We start from the raw sequence: 15,850 nt of genomic DNA, 5'->3' as shown, positions 1-15,850 counted from the left end.
GACAGCGGTGGCAGTGGCCGACCTGTTCTGTGAGGCAGCGGCGGTCGGCGCGGCGGGCACGTCGTATCCGACGAACTCGGTGATGCGTGCCCGGGGTCAGCAACTGCGGTCGGCCGGTGAAGCGATGCGTACCGACCTCGAAGCCCGTACTCCGGCCGACAGCCATCCCGGATCGAACCCGCGCATCTCGAACCACTCACGGATGACGGCGGCACGTCTCGAACAACGGTGGCGGGATCTGCGTTCGAGCGGGCTGCAACCGGCGTGCCATCCACGAGGTTCGGGGAAGGTATGAATCGTGCCAGGCCCGCCGGTTCGCGGTGGGGTCCGGGAGTGCCCATGGCGTGGTCCCCTGAGTGACGGCCACTCACCGGGTGACCCCTGATTCGAGCACCGCGCCGGACCGGCATCCGCGCCAGGCAGGTTCCGGCGCCCGTCTCCAGCACGGTGCAGGCCTGCCCGGAGGATGGGGAGCAGTGAGAAAAACAGCCCGCCCGGCGACCACGTCGGGGACGACGCGGGCGCGGGCGGGCTGGACCTCTTCAGGTGTGTTCCGGCAAGGGAGCCGGCCGTCAGAGAATGGAGCCGGGCGCGTAACCGGCGGCTTCCGGGTGCTGCTTGGCGATCTCCTCGATCCGGGACACCAGAGCGGTGACCTGGTCGCCCGCCGCACCGGTGAACGACAGCTTGTCCGCCATCAGGGCGTCGAGCTGTGCGCGGTCGAGGGGGATGCGCTCGTCGGCGGCCAGCTTGTCCAGGAGCTCGTTGCGCTCCGCGCCCTGCTCCCGCATGGCCAGCGCCGATGCGACCGCGTTCTCCTTGATCGCCTCGTGCGCGACCTCGCGCCCTACCCCGGCCCGTACGGCGCCCATCAGCACCTTGGTCGTGGCCAGGAACGGCAGGTAGCGGTCCAGCTCACGCGCGACGACCGCCGGGAACGCACCGAACTCGTCGAGCACGGTGAGGAAGGTCTCGAGCAGGCCGTCGAACGCGAAGAAGGCGTCCGGCAGCGCAACCCGGCGGACCACGGAGCAGGACACGTCGCCCTCGTTCCACTGGTCGCCCGCCAGCTCGCCCGTCATCGACGCGTAGCCCCGGAGGATCACCATCAGGCCGTTGACGCGCTCGCAGGAGCGGGTGTTCATCTTGTGCGGCATCGCCGACGAGCCGACCTGGCCCGGCTTGAAGCCCTCGGTCACCAGCTCGTGCCCGGCCATCAGCCGGATGGTCTTGGCGACCGACGAAGGCGCCGCCGCCAGCTGCACCAGCGCGGTCACCACGTCGTAGTCGAGAGAACGGGGGTAGACCTGGCCCACGGAGGTGAAGGCCTGAGCGAAGCCGAGGTGCCCGGCGATGCGCTGTTCCAGGTCGGCGAGCTTGCCGGCGTCGCCGCCGAGCAGGTCCAGCATGTCCTGCGCGGTGCCGACGGGACCCTTGATGCCACGCAACGGGTAACGGTCGAGCAGGTCCTCCAGCCGCCCGTAGGCGACCAACAGCTCGTCCGCGGCCGTGGCGAATCGCTTGCCCAGCGTCGTCGCCTGCGCGGCGACATTGTGCGAGCGGCCCGCGATGACCAGCTCGCGGTATTCGGCCGCCAGCTTGCCGAGCCGGGCCAGCACCGCCACCGTGCGGTCGCGCATCAGTTCCAGCGAGAGCCGGATCTGCAGCTGCTCGACGTTCTCGGTGAGGTCCCGGGAGGTCATGCCCTTGTGGACCTGCTCGTGGCCGGCGAGGGCGTTGAACTCCTCGATCCGGGCCTTCACGTCGTGCCGGGTGACCTTCTCGCGCTCGGCGATGGAGGCGAGATCGACCTGGTCGAGCACTCGCTCGTAGTCGGCCAGCGCGGCGTCCGGTACCTCGATCCCGAGGTCCTTCTGAGCGCGCAGCACCGCCAGCCACAGCTGACGTTCCAGCTTCACCTTCTGCTCGGGGGACCAGAGGACGGCCAGCTCCGTAGAGGCATAGCGGCCGGCCAGGACATTGGGGATGCGAGGCTTCGCAGACACAGCAGTCACGTGTCCGGATTCTACTGGCGGTTTCTGCAGGCTGGCGCCGCGGTCCGGTGTGTGGCTTCCTACGAAGGCCTGCCGAGGGTGCCGAGGGTGCCGAGGGTGCCAGGCGTGCCGCGCGGCACCACGGCTCCCCACCGAGCGACCGGCTCGCCGCCTCCGGCTCCTCAGTGTGCTACGGACCGGTCAGCCGTCGAGCCGACGCCAGCTCGTCACCGGGCCCGGGGCAGCCCCGTCCTCCGGCGTGATCCAGAAAGCTCTCCCGAGTGCCCCGTCGAACTGGGCGCCGCCCCGCCCGTCGCCGGAAGACCTCCCGGTGAGCCGCCGCCCGATCCAGGGCATCAGATGCTGTCGGGCGAACCGGACGTCGTCCACCCGCCGCCTCGCCCAGCGGGCGGGCGGCGACACGGGCATCGGAGTCCGCCAGTCACTCTCCGCAGGAAGTCCCAGCGTCTGCCAGATCGCCTCCGCGACCCGGCGATGACCCTCGGCCGTCAGATGCAGCCGGTCGACGTCCCACATCCGCGGATCGCCGAGCGACGGCGCAGCGTACAGGTCTGCCACCAGCGCGCCGTGGCGCTCCGCCAGGTCGTCCACCAGCGAGAACAGTTCCTCCATGCGCGGACGGAAGCGTTCCATCACCGGGCCGTTGCGACCGGGGCTGCGCATCAGCACCAGCGTCTTGCACGACGGTGCGAGCCGCTCCACGGCTTCCTCCAGCCGGCCGCGGACCATACCCATGTCGCACTTCGGCCGCAGGGTGTCGTTGAGCCCGCCCACGAGCGTGATCACGTCCGGTTGCAGTGCCGCAGCGACGGCGACCTGCTCCTCGACGATCTGGCTGATGAGCTTTCCGCGCACGGCGAGGTTGGCGTAGCGGAAGCCGGGCGCACGGGCCGCGAGCCGGGAGGCGAGGACATCGGCCCAGCCGCGGTACGTACCGTCCGGCAGAAGGTCCGACATTCCCTCGGTGAAGGAGTCGCCGACAGCGACTAGACTGGTGTAGGAGGCATTCAATTCCATGGCGGTGAGATCGTACCGTGACGGCGACCGCAGGACACCGGGGAAACAGGCAGGGGCGCGGCCGTCGCCGCGCCCCTCCCGTACGTCACCGTGAACCGGCGTCAGCGAGCCTGGGGCCTGCCCACCAGCTCACGCAGCACGTCCTCCATGGTGACCATGCCGGCCAGCCGGTCGTCCTCGTCGAGAACCGCTGCCAGGTGCGTACGGCTCCGCCGCAGCGCGGTCAGGACGTCGTCGAGCGGCGTCGCCGCCCGCACCCGGGCGATCGGCCGCAGTGCCGTCACCGGGAACGGGACATTGCGAGGCGTGGCGTCCAGGGCGTCCTTCACATGCAGGTATCCGAGGATCCGCTGTTCGCTGTCCATCACCGGGAAGCGGGAGAAGCCGGACTCGTACGAGAGCCGCTCCAACTCCTCCGGAGTGGTCCCGACCCTGGTGTACAGCACCCGGTCGACCGGCATGAGCACGTCCCGGACCGGCCTGCGGCCCAGTTCCAGCGCGTGGCGCAGCCGCTCCGCCGAACGGTCGTCGACGAGTCCGGCGTCCCCCGCGTCCTTGACGAGCCGCGCCAGTTCATCGTCGGAGAAGGTCGCGGACACCTCGTCCTTGGTCTCCACCCTCAGGAGCTTGAGCAGCGCGTTGGCGAAGGCGTTGATGGTGAAGATCACCGGCCGCAGCGCCCGGGCCAGGGCCACCAGCGGCGGCCCCAGCAGGAGTGCGGTGCGGGCCGGCTCGGCCAGTGCGATGTTCTTCGGCACCATTTCGCCCAGCAGCATGTGCAGATACGTCGCGACGGACAGGGCGATCACGAACGAAACCGGGTGCACCAGCCCGTGCGGGACGCCCACAGCGTCGAAGACGGGCTCCAGCAGGTGCGCGATGGCGGGTTCGGCGACGATGCCCAGCACCAGGGTGCAGAGCGTGATGCCGAGCTGCGCCGCGGCGAGGAGGGCCGACACATGCTCCAGGCCCCAGATGACGCTGCGCGCCCGCCGGTTCCCGGCCTCTGCCTCCGGCTCGATCTGGCTGCGGCGTACGGAGATCAGCGCGAACTCCGCGCCGACGAAGAATGCGTTGACGACCAGGGTCAGCAGGCCGATGAAGAGCTGGACGGCGATCATCGTTCGTCCTCCGTCGGCTCGTCGTCGGCGCCGGGCAGCGGTGCGTGCAGAAGGGCTCGCGCTGCGCGGTGCCCCGAGGCGTCCACCACGTCGATCCGCCATCCGGTGAGCTCGACCGTGTCGCCGACCACGGGGATGCGGCCGACATCGGTGGCGATCAGACCGGCCAGCGTCTCGTAGGGCCCGTCGGGCACCCGCAGTCCGATGGTCCGGAGCTGGTCGGTGCGGGCCGCCCCGTCGGCGGACCACAGGACGCGTCCGTCGGCGTCCTCACCGGCGGGCGCGAGGTCCGGCGTCTCGTGCGGGTCGTGTTCGTCACGCACCTCGCCGACGACCTCCTCGACGATGTCCTCCAGTGTCACGACGCCCGCCGTGCCGCCGTACTCGTCGATGACGACGGCCATGGCGAGCTTCCCCGACAGCCGGTCGAGCAGCCGGTCCACGGTGAGGGTCTCCGGAACCAGCAGGGGCTCGCGCAGCATGTCCGACACCCGCTTGCGGGGCCGCTGGTCGGCCGGAACGGCCAGGACGTCCTTGATGTGCGCGACCCCGACGACCGTGTCCAGGCTTCCCCGGTAGACGGGGAAGCGGGAGAGGCCGGTCGCCCGGGTGGCGTTCGCGACGTCCTCCGCGGTCGCCCGGATCTCGAGGGCGGTGACCTGGACACGCGGCGTCATCACGTTCTCCGCGGTCAGCTCGGACAGGTTCAGGGTACGCACGAACAGCTCCGCGGTGTCCGCCTCCAGCGCGCCCTCCTTCGCGGAGTGACGGGCCAGCGCCACCAGTTCCTGCGGGCTGCGCGCGGAGGCCAGCTCCTCGGTCGGTTCGAGGCCGAAGCGGCGCACGATCCGGTTGGCGGTGTTGTTGAGGTGGCTGATGAACGGGCGGAAGACCGCGGTGAACACCCGCTGTGGTGTGGCGACCACCTTGGCGACGGCGAGCGGGGACGAGATCGCCCAGTTCTTCGGGACCAGCTCGCCGACCACCATCAGGACCACCGTGGACAGTGCGGTGCCGATCACGAGTGCCAGCGAGGAGGCCACGCCCGGGGAGAGCCCCGTCGCCTCCACCGGCCCCCGGATCAGTTTGGCGATGGACGGTTCGGAGAGCATGCCGACCACCAGGTTGGTGACGGTGATGCCGAGCTGTGCGCCGGACAGCTGGAAGGTGAGGCTGCGTACCGCCTTGAGTGCTCCGGCCGCACCGCGCTCTCCTCGCTCGACGGCCCGTTCGAGCTCGCCGCGCTCAACGGTGGTCAGGGAGAACTCCGCCGCCACGAACGCGCCGCAGGCGAGGGAGAGCAGCACGGCCACGAGGAGCAGTAGCACTTCGGTCATCGGTTCACCTCCGTCCCATGATCGGGCAGGGGCAGGAGGTTCGCGCGATGTCGGCGGTATCTACTACTGGGAGGCTCGCCCATGGGCGGACGCTCACACCTTTCGAAAAGTCGGACGGTTGGGGATCCATCGTAAAGGGTCGGCAAAGTGTCGGACGTTCCGGTTGTCCGTCGAGTCCGCTCCTCCCGCGCCTCGGCCCGGCATCTCGGCGCGGCCCCCGGGCCGGCGCGTCTCAGGGGGTGAGGTGCTTCACCCACCTGCTCCATCGGCCCTCCGGCGCATACCCCGCCGCGCGCCAGGCATGCTGCGCGAGTGCGTTGCGGTCCAGCACCATCGCGTCGCCCCGCCGCCCGCCCAGTGCGGTGAACCGCTCCTCCGCGGCGGCGAGCAGTGCCGTACCGACGCCGCGACGTCGCTGGCCGGGGTGGACGGCGAGCCGGTACAGATGGCATCGCCAGCCGTCGAATCCCGCGATGACGGTTCCGGCGAGCACGCCGTCCCGCTCGGCGAGGATCAGTGCGCCGGCGTCGCGTGCCACCAGCCGTTCGACGCCGTCCCGGTCGTCGCTGATGCTGGTGCCCTCCGCCGCGGTCGTCCAGAACGCCAGAACCGTATCGACGTCGTCCGCCGTCGCCGCCCGGATCTCAAGATCATTCATATCCGTCATCCCATCACCGGTGGAGCGCGGGAGTCGAGCGGATTCCGGTATACGGGCGGCGGTCGCAGGTGTACGGACCACGAAGTGGTTCCTCTTGCCGGTGCTAGCGCGGACGCGCTAGCGTGATGTCGTGCCCAAGACTCAGCTGAACGTTCGCGTGGACGAGGCGACCGCCGAAGCAGCGCGGCAGCGCGCTCTGCAACGGGGGATGAGTGTGAACCGATACATCGAGGAACTCGTCAAGCAGGATGCGGGCGAGGTGGGACACACCTTCGTCGAGGCCGCGGCCGACTTCATGAAGCAGTACGAGTCGGTGTTCGCCGAGGAGTTCGGCCCGGAGCGCGAAGGCACCCGTTGAATCTGCGGATCGACCTTTCCTGGCTGCTCATGGTCGCCGAGCACAAGACGCCCGGTGATCCGCAGGTCGTCGACTGGGGCGCGCTCGTCGCAGCCGTCAGCCGGCACGAGGCGGAGATCTTCGGCAGCCCCGTCTACAGCGACCCGCACTCCCGGGCGGCAGCCATGCTTCAGCTGCTCCTCCACGTACCGGCGCTTGAACACTCCAACGCCATGTTCGCTTCCGCGGTCGCCTACGGCTACCTCGTCGCCTCGGGGCTGAAGATCATCACCTCGCCCGAGCAGGTGCGCGATCTCGCACGCCTGGTGAAGGAAGGCAAGGCGGACGTCCGGGCGATCGCCGACGAGCTGCGCCGGTGGAGCCTGTGACCCTGCCGCCCGGTCCGTGACGCCGGTCCGCCATGAGCGGAGACCATGTGCAGGGACCACGCGCAGTGACCGCAAGCGGAGACCGCAAGCAAGTGACCACGGGGCGGTGGCCGCCGGCTGGGTCCTCGATCGGGGCAGGGTGCCTCAGTCCACGACCATGGACCTGCGGGCCACACCGAGCACGCAGGGTGTGGACGGCAGTTGCACGCCCTTCTCCGGAATCCGCAGCCTGCGGTACGTGCCCAGCTCGAAGCCGGCCGCCTCGATCGCCGCGATCGTGTCCCGCGCCGTGTGACAGCCCCCGAACAGCAGCGGCCAGAACGTCCGGTCCACCCACCGCTGGGTGGTCGCCAGTGCTCGCCCCTGGGCCAGTGTGTGCTCGAAGAAGCGCAGTTCACCGCCCGGCCGGAGCACGCGCTTGATCTCGGACAGTGCCCGGGGCAGGTCCCGCACGGTACACAGCACCAACGACGCCACCGCCACGTCGAAGGCCTCGCTCTTGACCGGGAGCGCCTCGGCCGTGCCCGGCACCACATCGACCGGGACCTCCGCGCGCAACCCGGCACGGGCCGCCAGCTGACGCAGACCGCGTTCGGGTTCGATCGCCACCACCTCGGACACGGACCCCGGGTAATGCGCGAAGTTGAGGCCGTTTCCCGCGCCGATCTCGATGACCCGGCCCGAGACACCGGACAGCAGTTCCTCGCGGAGGCCGGCGATACCGCCTCTGAGGTCGGCGGTCACGCTCATCCGGGCGTAGAACCGGGCGAAGACCGGATGGTGTACCGCGTCCCGCGGGATCTTCGTGCTGCGCAGACGCATGACGGATCTCCTCGGCGGACGGGTACGGCTCCTTCAATTCTCCCCCGTACGGGCCGGCTCAGCCCTTCACCGGCCGAGTCGGCTCCCGCCCAGCTCCGGTGCCAGCCAACTCGCCGCACGCGCGCGGAAGTCGACGGGGGACAGCGACCCCGCCCCGGCGGGGACCACGCCGAGCAGCGGGGCGCCCGCGACGACCGGAAGGTCCTCGATGTTGCACCGGGCGGCCAGATCCGGTTCGGCCGGCATGCTGCCCACCACCACGCCGGGACATGCGAGGCCGCGGGCACGCAGCGCCTCCGCCGTCAACGCGGTGGCATTGAGGGTCCCGAGGCCCGCGGGAGCCACGACCAGCACAGGGGCGGCCATCAGCCGGGCGGCGTCCGCGAGCGTCGAGCCGTGCTCGTCGAAACGTACGAGCAGCCCGCCCGCGCCCTCGACCAGGACCAGATCGTGCTCCGTCGCCAGCTTCTGCGCCGCCTCTGCGATCTCGTAGGGGCGCACGGGCGGCAGACCGGACCGGCGTGCCGCGGTTTCCGGGGCCAACGGCTCGGGGAAGCGGGCCAGTTCGACCGCCGTCACATGGCCGCCCGCGAGTCGCACGACCTCGGCGGCGTCCCCCTCCTCCCCCGGGGCGAGACCGGTCTGGGCCGGCTTGAGCACCGCGACCCTCCGGCCGCGGCAGGCCGCCGCCACGGCGGCGGTCACCACCGTCTTGCCGATCTCGGTGCCCGTACCGGACACCACCAGAATGGTCATCTCAGCCTTCCCGCGCCGCCGCGCACACGGCCCGGCAGATCCGGTCCACATCGTCGTCACCCGTCACGTACGGCGGCATCGTGTACACGAGATCGCGGAAGGGGCGCAGCCATACGCCCTCGCGGACAGCCGCCCGGGTCGCGACCGCCATGTCCACCTCGTGATCGAGCTGTACGACGCCGATCGCACCCAGCACCCGTACGTCCCGTACGCCGGGGAGGCCGGTTGCCTCGGCGAGACCGTGCCGCAGCCCGGTACCGATCCGCTTCACCTCCTGCTCCCAGTCCTGGCCCAGCAACAGGTCCACGGATGCGCAGGCCACGGCCGAGGCGAGCGGATTGCCCATGAACGTGGGCCCGTGCGCCAGTACCGGCACCTCCCCGCTCGAAATCCCCTCCGCCACCCGAGTGGTGCACAGCGTCGCAGCCAGCGTCAGGTATCCGCCGGTCAGCGCCTTGCCGACACACATGACATCCGGGGACACCCCGGCGTGCCCGGCCGCGAAGAGCTTTCCCGTACGACCGAATCCCGTGGCGATCTCGTCGAACACCAGGAGTACGTCGTGCGCGTCGCACGCCTCGCGGAGCACCCGTAGATACGCGGGCGAGTGGAACCGCATCCCGCCCGCGCCCTGCACCACCGGCTCCACGATCACCGCGGCCAGTTCGTCGGCGTGCGTCGCGACCAGCTCCCGCAGGTGCCGGACGTAGGCGCCGTCCGGCTCCGCGTCGAAGCCGTCCGGCGGCGCGTCCGCGAAGACCTGCCGGGGCAGGGCCCCCGACCACAGTTCGTGCATTCCACCCTCGGGATCGCACACCGACATCGGCTGCCAGGTGTCCCCGTGATAGCCGCCGCGCCACGTCAGCAGCCGGTGCTTGGCGGGTCGCCCGGCCGAGCGCCAGTACTGCAGACACATCTTCACCGCGACCTCGACCGAGACCGATCCGGAGTCGGCGAGGAACACGTGCTGCAACGGCTCCGGAGTGATCTCCACCAGCCTGGCCGCCAGCCGGACAGCGGGCTCATGGGTGAGCCCGCCGAACATCACATGGCTCATCCGGTCCAACTGGCCGCGGGCCGCCTCGTTGAGCACCGGATGGTTGTAGCCGTGCACCGCCGACCACCAGGACGACATGCCGTCGACCAGCTCGTGCCGTCCGTGCGCCGGTTCGGCGAGCCGGAGCCGCACCCCGGACGCGGATTCCACGACCAGCGGCTCCTGCCGGCCCGGCATCGGGCCGTAGGGGTGCCAGACGTGGGCCCGGTCCAGGGAACGGAGCTCGGCGGGGGAGAGCGGATCAGGCATTGGGCGCGATGTCCGTACCGGCGCCGCGACGCCGGACCGCCACGAGATCCGTCCGCACCGGTTCCGTACGCACCGGTTCCGTACGCACGGCCGGGACCTCGGAGGAGTCCGGAGCGGCCGCGGGAGCGTCCCCGCAGGGGGCACAGCCGCCGTCGTGCGAACCGCAGCCCCCGCCCGCCGCGGCCCGGTGCCCAGGAAGCGTCGTCGTGTCCGCCCCCTCCACCTCGAAACCGGCGTCCGCGATCATGTCGAGGTCGGACTGGCCCGACTGGCCCTCGGTGGTCAGATAGTCACCCAGGAAGATCGAGTTGACCAGGTTCAGGGCGAGCGGCTGCATCGAGCGCAGATGGACCTCGCGCCCGCCCGCGAGCCGCACCTCGACGTCCGGGCAGACGAACCGGACCATCGCCAGGATGCGCAGGCACCGCTGGGGGGTGAGGTGCCACTCCTTGGCGAGTGGGGTTCCCTCGATCGGAATCAGGAAGTTCACCGGCACCGAGTCCGGGTCCAGCTCGCGCAGCGAGAACACGACGTCCACCAGATCGGCGTCGGTCTCACCCATTCCCGCGATCAGACCGGAGCACGCCGAAAGGCCCGCGGCCTGGGCCTGCTGCACGGTGTCCACCCGGTCGGCGTACGTGTGGGTGGTCGTGATCTCCCCGTACGTCCCCTCCGAGGTGTTGAGGTTGTGGTTGTACGCGTCGGCGCCCGCGGACCTCAGCCGGTCGGCCTGGCCCTCCGAGAGCAGGCCGAGGCAGGCGCACACCTCCACGTCCTCGTGCTGCTCCTTGATCGCCTCGATCGTCTGCGAGACCCGGTCGACGTCCCGGTCCGTCGGCCCCCGCCCGCTCGCCACGAGGCACACGCGCTTCGCGCCGCCGGCCACTCCGGCGGCGGCGGCCTTCGTCGCCTCGTCCGGCTTCAGCCAGGTGTACTTGAGGATCCCCGCCTTGGAACCGAGCCGCTGCGAACAGTACGAGCAGTCCTCGGGGCAGAGCCCGGACTTCAGGTTCACCAGATAGTTGAGCTTCACGCGCCGCCCGAACCACTGACGGCGCACCTTTCCGGCCGCGGCCACCACGTCGAGCAGGTCGTCGTCGGAGGTCGCCAGCACGGCGAGCGCTTCTTCACGGGTCGGCAGTTCGCGCCGCAGCCCCTTGTCCACCAGCGTGTTCAGCAGGTCCATGGCCCCGATCCTGACGTACGGCACCGCCTTCGGCCAAGGAGGAACCGGACAGCAGAGGTGGCCGAGGGTGTGTGTATTGCCACACCCTGACCTGCTGCGCACCCCGCTAGGGTCTGTGAGCTGCCTACAAAAGGGACCGCCCCCATGTCCTTCGCCCCGTTCGACTGGATCGATGACGAGGCCCGCCGCCGGGCCGCCGCCGGGCTCGTCCGGACCCTGCGCCCCAGGCCCGCCGAATCGGAACTGCTGGACCTCGCGAGCAACGACTATCTCGGCCTCGCACGCCACCCCGAGGTCACCTCGGCCGCAGCCGAGGCCTCCCGCCGGTGGGGAGCGGGTGCCACCGGCTCGAGGCTGGTCACCGGATCCACCGAGCTGCACGCCGAACTCGAACGCGAGCTGGCGGATTTCTGCGGCTTCGAAGCCGCCCTCGTCCTCTCGTCCGGTTACGCCGCCAACCTCGCCGTCCTCACCGCGCTCACCGGACCCGGCTCGCTGATCGTGTCCGACGCGGGAAACCACGCCTCGATCGTCGACGGATGCCGGCTCTCCCGTGCGGCGACCGCCGTCGTCCCGCACGCGGATCCCGCTGCCGTGCGCAAGGAGCTCCGCACCCACGGCGGACGGGCGCTGGCCGTCACCGACTCCGTCTTCTCGGTGGACGGCGACGCCGCCCCACTGACCGCGCTCGCCGAGGCCTGCCGGGACGGGGGAGCGGCCCTCCTCGTCGACGACGCCCACGGACTCGGCGTGCTGGGCGAGGGCGGACGAGGTGCGCTCGCCGCCACCGGACTCGCTGGCGGCGAGGGCGTCGTGGCCACACTCACCCTCTCCAAGTCCCTCGGCAGCCAGGGCGGGGCGGTCCTCGGCCCGGCCCGGGTCGTCGACCATCTGGTCAACACGGCCCGGACCTTCATCTTCGACACCGGTCTCGCACCGGCGGCCGCGGGTGCCGCCCTGGGCGGTCTGCGGCTGCTGCGCCGGGAACCGGAACGGGCGGGCAGGGCCCGGGCCGTCGCCACCGAGCTGTACGACCGGCTCACAGCGGCCGGGCTCACCGCCGTGCGCCCCGACGCGGCTGTCGTGTCCGTGCGCGCGCCGTCGGCCGAGGCGGCGGTGCGCTGGGCCGCGGACTGCCGCTCGGCGGGTCTCGCGGTGGGGTGCTTCCGGCCGCCGTCCGTCCCGGACGGGATCTCCCGGCTGCGGCTGACCGCACGGGCCGACCTGACACGAGAGGAGATCGCGGCCGCGGTGGCCACGATCGTGACGTGGGCGCCCGATCCGGCCTGCTGACCTCGTCAGCCCTCCCGGTGCTCCCGCAGGCTGGACACGAAGGACGTCCAGGCCGTCGCGGTGAAACGCAACGGAGGCAGGTGCACGTCCTTGGAGTCCCGTACGGCGAGCTGGTCGTCGCCCAGCGGCGCGGCTTCCACACAGTTGTTCATCCCGGTGCTGCGGCTGCTGCGCCGCCACCGGAGAGCGGGTTGTGCAAGACGGTCGGACATCGTGCCCCCCTCGGGCAGTCTGAAGGTCCGGTCAACCGCCGCGGCCGACTGCGGCGATGAGATCCAGCGAACGCTCCGGCGACAACGCGTGATCCTGCATCGTGCGGAACGCCGAGCTGTACGCCTCAAGGTCCTCTCTCCGCTCCAGATAGAGACTACTCGTCAAATGGTCAAGAACGACCACATCCAGATCGGAAGCTGTCGGAAAAGAGAAGATGACGAAGGGGCCGGTGAGGCCGATGTAGCTACCCGCCTCGAACGGAAGTAACTGCAGTCGCACATGGGGCAATTGGGCCATCATCACCAGATGGCGCAGCTGATTCCGCATGACCCGGGGACCACCGACGCCCCGCCGTACGGCGGCCTCGTCGAGCACCGCACTCAACTGGAGCGGTCTGGGCGCGTGCAGCACTCCTTGCCGGGCGAGCCGGACCTCCACCAGGGAGTCCAGCTGAGCGGGCGGCAGCCCGTCGAGGGAGGACCGGGTCACCGCCCGTGCGTAGTCGGCGGTCTGCAGCAGTCCCGGCACCACCGACGTCTCGAGGGTCCGAGCGGCGCCGGCCTGGGACTCCAGACTGATGAAGTCGCGGTACTGGGGCGGGATGAGACCGCGATAGGCGTGCCACCACCCGCTGCCGCCCCCGCCCGCCGGGCCCGCGAGCGTCTGCAGCAGCGTACGGAGCTGTACGTCGTCGACTCCGTAGGCGTCCAGTAACCGGGTCACGTCGGCCGGCTTCACCCCGCTCGCACCCGTCTCGATCCGGCTCACCTTCGACTGGTGCCAGCCCAGCAGCCGGGCCGCTTCACGGCTCGTGAGTCCTGAACCGTGGCGCAGGCCGCGCAGTTCCTCGCCGAGCTTCCGACGGCGTACGACAGGGCCGTGCCGCATGCCGGCCTCCTTCCGATGGACGGGGAGCCGGGCCCGTACCGGGTCGGCTCGGAAAGGGGCCAGTGTCGCGCCCGTACGGGGCTTACGGTGCCGATTTCACCGTATCGAGCGACAGATATATGCATATCTTGGTGGATCGCTGTTACGGAGGGCAGCATCGGTGGCAGTCTGACGCGAAGCACAATCCAGGCCGATCGCGGGTCGGTCCGGGCGGGAAGGGACGGCGTCGCCATGGCAGACCATCAGGAAGCATCCTTCACTCTGCCGAGCGATCCCGTCTCGGTATCCGCGGCCCGGAGACATGTGGCCAGGGTGCTTGCCGAATGGGGCCTGCCGGACAGCACCGAAGCCGCCGACGTCATCCGGCTGATCGTCTCGGAACTCGCCACCAACGCCGTCCAGCACACCTTCGGGCAGTCGCCCACCTTCACGGTGGAGCTCCGACTCGACCGGGACGTGGAGCTCTACCTCGGTGTGACGGACAGTCACCCGCGCTGGCCCCAGCGGCTGCCCGCGGCGGTACAGCAGGACAACGGCCGCGGCATGGTGATCATCCGGGCCCTGGCCAAGGAGTGCGGGGGGCGGCTCGGCGTCAGTCCCACCCCGGACGGCGGTAAGACCGTATCGATCGTCCTTCCCTGGTCCGTCCCCGCACAGACCTGACGTCCCGCCCAGACCTCGCGTCCGGTGAGGGCCCGCCTTCCGGCGCGGACCAGATCTCCTGTGCGGACCCGACCACGGCGTGCACACCCGTGGTCATTGCGCACCTGCCGCCCGGCCGAAGCCGCCGCGGAGCAGGGCCCTCGACGTGGTCGCGACAGCGGTATCGCGATCATCCCTGTGCACCACGGAGATCGTCCGCCGGAAGGCCGCGGGTTCCAGCCGGCGTACGGCGAGTGGGGCCGGGGACATCGAAGCGACCATCTCCGGCACCACCGCCACGCCGAGCCCGGCGCTGACCAGCGCGTAGCCGGGGGATTCGCACCAGGACTCGGCTGCCGGCCTCGGTGGTCGTACTGCCGGCGCTCGTCCCGTTCCCGGCCGTGGCCCTGCTGGTGGACCGTCTCGGCCGGTGGCTCCGCCGGCCGCGTACCGCCCGCGCCGTCGAGGGCGGCAGCGGCGCGGCGCTCACCGCGCTGGGGCTCGTACTGGTGACCGGGCCCTTGCTGCACTGATCCTGGTGGGTGCGGCCGTCAGCGGACCCTCCCGTACCAGACGTTCTTCGACCAGATCTTCTCCAGCCGGACCACGGCCCCGGTCTTCGGTGAGTGCCAGATCTTCCCTCCGCCGGCGTAGATGCCCACGTGGTAGACAGTGCGGCCCGCGTGGAAGAAGACCAGGTCGCCGCGTTGTCGCTGCGATCCGGTGATGTGGCGGGTCTTGTTGTACTGCTGCTGGGCCGTGCGGGGGAGTTTCTTGCCCGCCTTCTTGAACGAGTAGAGCGTCAGGCCCGAACAGTCGAACCGGTGGGGGCCTGTGGCGCCGTAGCCGTAGGGCGATCCCTTCTTCGAGGCGGCGATCTTGAGTGCCTTCGTCGAGTGGGCCGCGGCCTCGGCGTCGTTGACGAGGCCGGGGGCGAGCATGGTGGCGCCGAGGGCGACGGTGAGAACCGAGGCCGTTCCGGCCCGGGCGAGCAGAGACGGGACATGAACCTGCGCAGTCATGCGCAACCCTTCGTCAGCCGCCTGTGAAGGATGACCTGTCGGGTTCGGGCTGGCGAAGTTGCCCGGCCGCACACGGCGGCTTCACCCCGAGGGCCGTCCGGATGTCCGGTCGGCCCGATGTGCTCGGGTCCTCCACTCCTGCCGATCCACTTCTGTCGACCAGGCATCCGGACAGCGGCAGGACTCGGCGTCCGCCCGGACCGCCCCGCCGCGGTGGCGGGGGCTTGTCGTCCCAGGGATCTTTACTCACGTACGGCCGGATTTCCGAGCTGAAACGGCGTTATGTGAGAGTCGTCACGACTGATCCATTCAGGTGGACGGGATGGATCCAGGGCTTCGGCGGCGCCTGCCGACCAGCCCCGTACCAGCGGCGGAACGACATATTCCGCTCAGTGTCCGCGCGCGTCCGCAAGTTGAGCTGTCCCTCGTGCGGGGGACCGCCTACGCCGAACGAGCGAGGAAATCTGGGCGTCCCGTCGGGCGTGTCGTGAACGGGCCCGGAAGGGCCGTTGGTCCGGGGGAGTCGGGCGGGGCGCCCGTCAACTCGACCGGGCGGGGGGCATGGTGACCCGTCCCGCGCGCCGCTCCCCGTCCAGCAGCCGCAGCGCCCGCGCCAGCGTGGCCGCGTGGATCTGCGCCTCGCCCCGCTCGTGCATGACGACGAGGGCGTCGCGGAGGGAGGCCGCGCGGGAGGCCAGCGCCTGTGCGGCCCTGAGCGCCCCGTACGTGTCGCTGCCGCGGGCCGGATTGATCCGGCCGACCTGGTCGAGCACTTCCAGGTAGCAGTCGATGAACTGGGCCTCGGCGCGGGTCAGGGCGGGCAGCGGCGGGAGCTGGGGGGAATGCAT

Annotated in this window: 18 protein-coding genes, 2 pseudogenes and 1 riboswitch; of the genes and pseudogenes, 6 read left to right on the top strand and 14 right to left on the bottom strand. The window is 70.7% G+C overall.

Features of this window, described 5'->3' with window-relative positions; translation table 11 throughout:
- Positions 1-7 precede the first annotated feature (7 nt).
- Positions 8-295 carry a hypothetical protein gene (locus AB0F38_RS22695; RefSeq protein WP_361896255.1) on the top strand — a complete coding sequence of 96 codons (288 nt, stop codon included), beginning with the start codon at positions 8-10 and terminating at the stop codon, positions 293-295.
- Positions 296-572: 277 nt separating this feature from the next.
- On the opposite strand, the gene purB is transcribed toward AB0F38_RS22695, so the two are convergent.
- The 5 genes from purB to AB0F38_RS22670 all read right to left on the bottom strand — a co-directional run bounded on the left by purB (position 573) and on the right by AB0F38_RS22670 (position 6,157).
- Entirely contained in the window at positions 573-2,015 is a 1,443-nt protein-coding gene (gene purB / locus AB0F38_RS22690; protein WP_361896252.1) for an adenylosuccinate lyase, read from the bottom strand.
- A gap of 180 nt (positions 2,016-2,195) precedes the next feature.
- Positions 2,196-3,032, bottom strand: coding sequence for an SGNH/GDSL hydrolase family protein (locus AB0F38_RS22685; protein WP_361896249.1), 837 nt, complete (start codon positions 3,030-3,032; stop codon positions 2,196-2,198).
- Between the two features lie 101 nt (positions 3,033-3,133).
- A complete protein-coding gene (locus AB0F38_RS22680) occupies positions 3,134-4,153 on the bottom strand; it encodes a hemolysin family protein (protein WP_361896246.1) in 1,020 nt (339 codons plus the stop codon).
- Complete coding sequence (locus AB0F38_RS22675; RefSeq protein ID WP_361896243.1) at positions 4,150-5,490, bottom strand: hemolysin family protein; 1,341 nt, start codon at positions 5,488-5,490, stop codon at positions 4,150-4,152. The genes AB0F38_RS22680 and AB0F38_RS22675 overlap by 4 nt, the downstream gene beginning before the upstream one ends.
- Positions 5,491-5,722: 232 nt before the next feature.
- Positions 5,723-6,157, bottom strand: a complete 435-nt coding sequence (locus AB0F38_RS22670) for a GNAT family N-acetyltransferase (protein ID WP_361896240.1) — start codon at positions 6,155-6,157, stop codon at positions 5,723-5,725.
- 121 nt (positions 6,158-6,278) lie between these two features.
- Here AB0F38_RS22670 and AB0F38_RS22665 point away from each other — a divergent pair, with 121 nt between their 5' ends.
- Both AB0F38_RS22665 and AB0F38_RS22660 read left to right on the top strand, forming a co-directional pair.
- Positions 6,279-6,506 carry a hypothetical protein gene (locus AB0F38_RS22665; RefSeq protein ID WP_014157595.1) on the top strand — a complete coding sequence of 76 codons (228 nt, stop codon included), beginning with the start codon at positions 6,279-6,281 and terminating at the stop codon, positions 6,504-6,506.
- Positions 6,503-6,874, top strand: coding sequence for a fic family toxin-antitoxin system, toxin component (locus tag AB0F38_RS22660; RefSeq protein WP_361896237.1), 372 nt, complete (start codon positions 6,503-6,505; stop codon positions 6,872-6,874). Before AB0F38_RS22665 ends, AB0F38_RS22660 begins: the two co-directional genes overlap by 4 nt.
- Before the next feature lie 144 nt (positions 6,875-7,018).
- On the opposite strand, the gene AB0F38_RS22655 is transcribed toward AB0F38_RS22660, so the two are convergent.
- From AB0F38_RS22655 to bioB, 4 genes are all read right to left on the bottom strand, one after another.
- On the bottom strand, positions 7,019-7,696 hold the full coding sequence (locus AB0F38_RS22655; protein WP_361896234.1) for a class I SAM-dependent methyltransferase: 678 nt from the start codon (positions 7,694-7,696) through the stop codon (positions 7,019-7,021).
- A 66-nt stretch (positions 7,697-7,762) separates the two neighbouring features.
- A complete protein-coding gene (gene bioD, locus AB0F38_RS22650) occupies positions 7,763-8,452 on the bottom strand; it encodes a dethiobiotin synthase (RefSeq protein WP_361896231.1) in 690 nt (229 codons plus the stop codon).
- A gap of 1 nt (position 8,453) precedes the next feature.
- The gene (locus AB0F38_RS22645) at positions 8,454-9,758 is read right to left on the bottom strand and encodes an adenosylmethionine--8-amino-7-oxononanoate transaminase (RefSeq protein ID WP_361896228.1); all 1,305 of its coding nucleotides are present in this window, start codon (positions 9,756-9,758) and stop codon (positions 8,454-8,456) included.
- On the bottom strand, positions 9,751-10,944 hold the full coding sequence (gene bioB, locus AB0F38_RS22640) for a biotin synthase BioB (RefSeq protein WP_361896225.1): 1,194 nt from the start codon (positions 10,942-10,944) through the stop codon (positions 9,751-9,753). The genes AB0F38_RS22645 and bioB overlap by 8 nt, the downstream gene beginning before the upstream one ends.
- 144 nt (positions 10,945-11,088) lie before the next feature.
- On the opposite strand from bioB, the gene AB0F38_RS22635 reads away from it, so the two are divergent.
- On the top strand, positions 11,089-12,237 hold the full coding sequence (locus AB0F38_RS22635) for an 8-amino-7-oxononanoate synthase (RefSeq protein ID WP_361896222.1): 1,149 nt from the start codon (positions 11,089-11,091) through the stop codon (positions 12,235-12,237).
- A 5-nt stretch (positions 12,238-12,242) separates the two neighbouring features.
- Here the strand turns inward: AB0F38_RS22635 and AB0F38_RS22630 are convergent, their stop codons facing one another.
- Together AB0F38_RS22630 and AB0F38_RS22625 are read right to left on the bottom strand one after the other, a co-directional pair.
- Positions 12,243-12,449: a DUF397 domain-containing protein gene (locus AB0F38_RS22630; RefSeq protein ID WP_361896219.1), complete on the bottom strand. Its 207-nt coding sequence runs from the start codon at positions 12,447-12,449 to the stop codon at positions 12,243-12,245.
- Positions 12,450-12,480: 31 nt separating this feature from the next.
- Entirely contained in the window at positions 12,481-13,338 is an 858-nt protein-coding gene (locus AB0F38_RS22625) for a helix-turn-helix transcriptional regulator (protein ID WP_361896216.1), read from the bottom strand.
- A gap of 231 nt (positions 13,339-13,569) precedes the next feature.
- On the opposite strand from AB0F38_RS22625, the gene AB0F38_RS22620 reads away from it, so the two are divergent.
- Positions 13,570-14,001 carry an ATP-binding protein gene (locus tag AB0F38_RS22620; RefSeq protein WP_361896213.1) on the top strand — a complete coding sequence of 144 codons (432 nt, stop codon included), beginning with the start codon at positions 13,570-13,572 and terminating at the stop codon, positions 13,999-14,001.
- Between the two features lie 93 nt (positions 14,002-14,094).
- On the opposite strand, the pseudogene AB0F38_RS22615 reads toward AB0F38_RS22620, so the two are convergent.
- Positions 14,095-14,322 (bottom strand): annotated as a pseudogene (locus AB0F38_RS22615) (LysR substrate-binding domain-containing protein); the annotation flags it as partial.
- A 2-nt stretch (positions 14,323-14,324) separates the two neighbouring features.
- Here AB0F38_RS22615 and AB0F38_RS22610 point away from each other — a divergent pair.
- Positions 14,325-14,513, top strand: a pseudogene (locus tag AB0F38_RS22610) (LysE family translocator); the annotation flags it as partial.
- Between the two features lie 18 nt (positions 14,514-14,531).
- Here the strand turns inward: AB0F38_RS22610 and AB0F38_RS22605 are convergent.
- Both AB0F38_RS22605 and AB0F38_RS22600 read right to left on the bottom strand, forming a co-directional pair.
- Positions 14,532-15,002 carry a C40 family peptidase gene (locus AB0F38_RS22605; RefSeq protein ID WP_361896211.1) on the bottom strand — a complete coding sequence of 157 codons (471 nt, stop codon included), beginning with the start codon at positions 15,000-15,002 and terminating at the stop codon, positions 14,532-14,534.
- A gap of 3 nt (positions 15,003-15,005) precedes the next feature.
- Positions 15,006-15,178, bottom strand: a riboswitch (cyclic di-AMP (ydaO/yuaA leader).
- Between the two features lie 363 nt (positions 15,179-15,541).
- A complete protein-coding gene (locus AB0F38_RS22600; RefSeq protein WP_361896208.1) occupies positions 15,542-15,850 on the bottom strand; it encodes a hypothetical protein in 309 nt (102 codons plus the stop codon).

Source organism: Streptomyces sp. NPDC025273 (assembly GCF_040638585.1).
In the GTDB taxonomy this organism is placed as follows: domain Bacteria; phylum Actinomycetota; class Actinomycetes; order Streptomycetales; family Streptomycetaceae; genus Streptomyces; species Streptomyces cinereorectus.
Note: the sequence above shows the minus strand (reverse complement) of the source record. Positions and strands in the feature narration are given on the sequence as shown.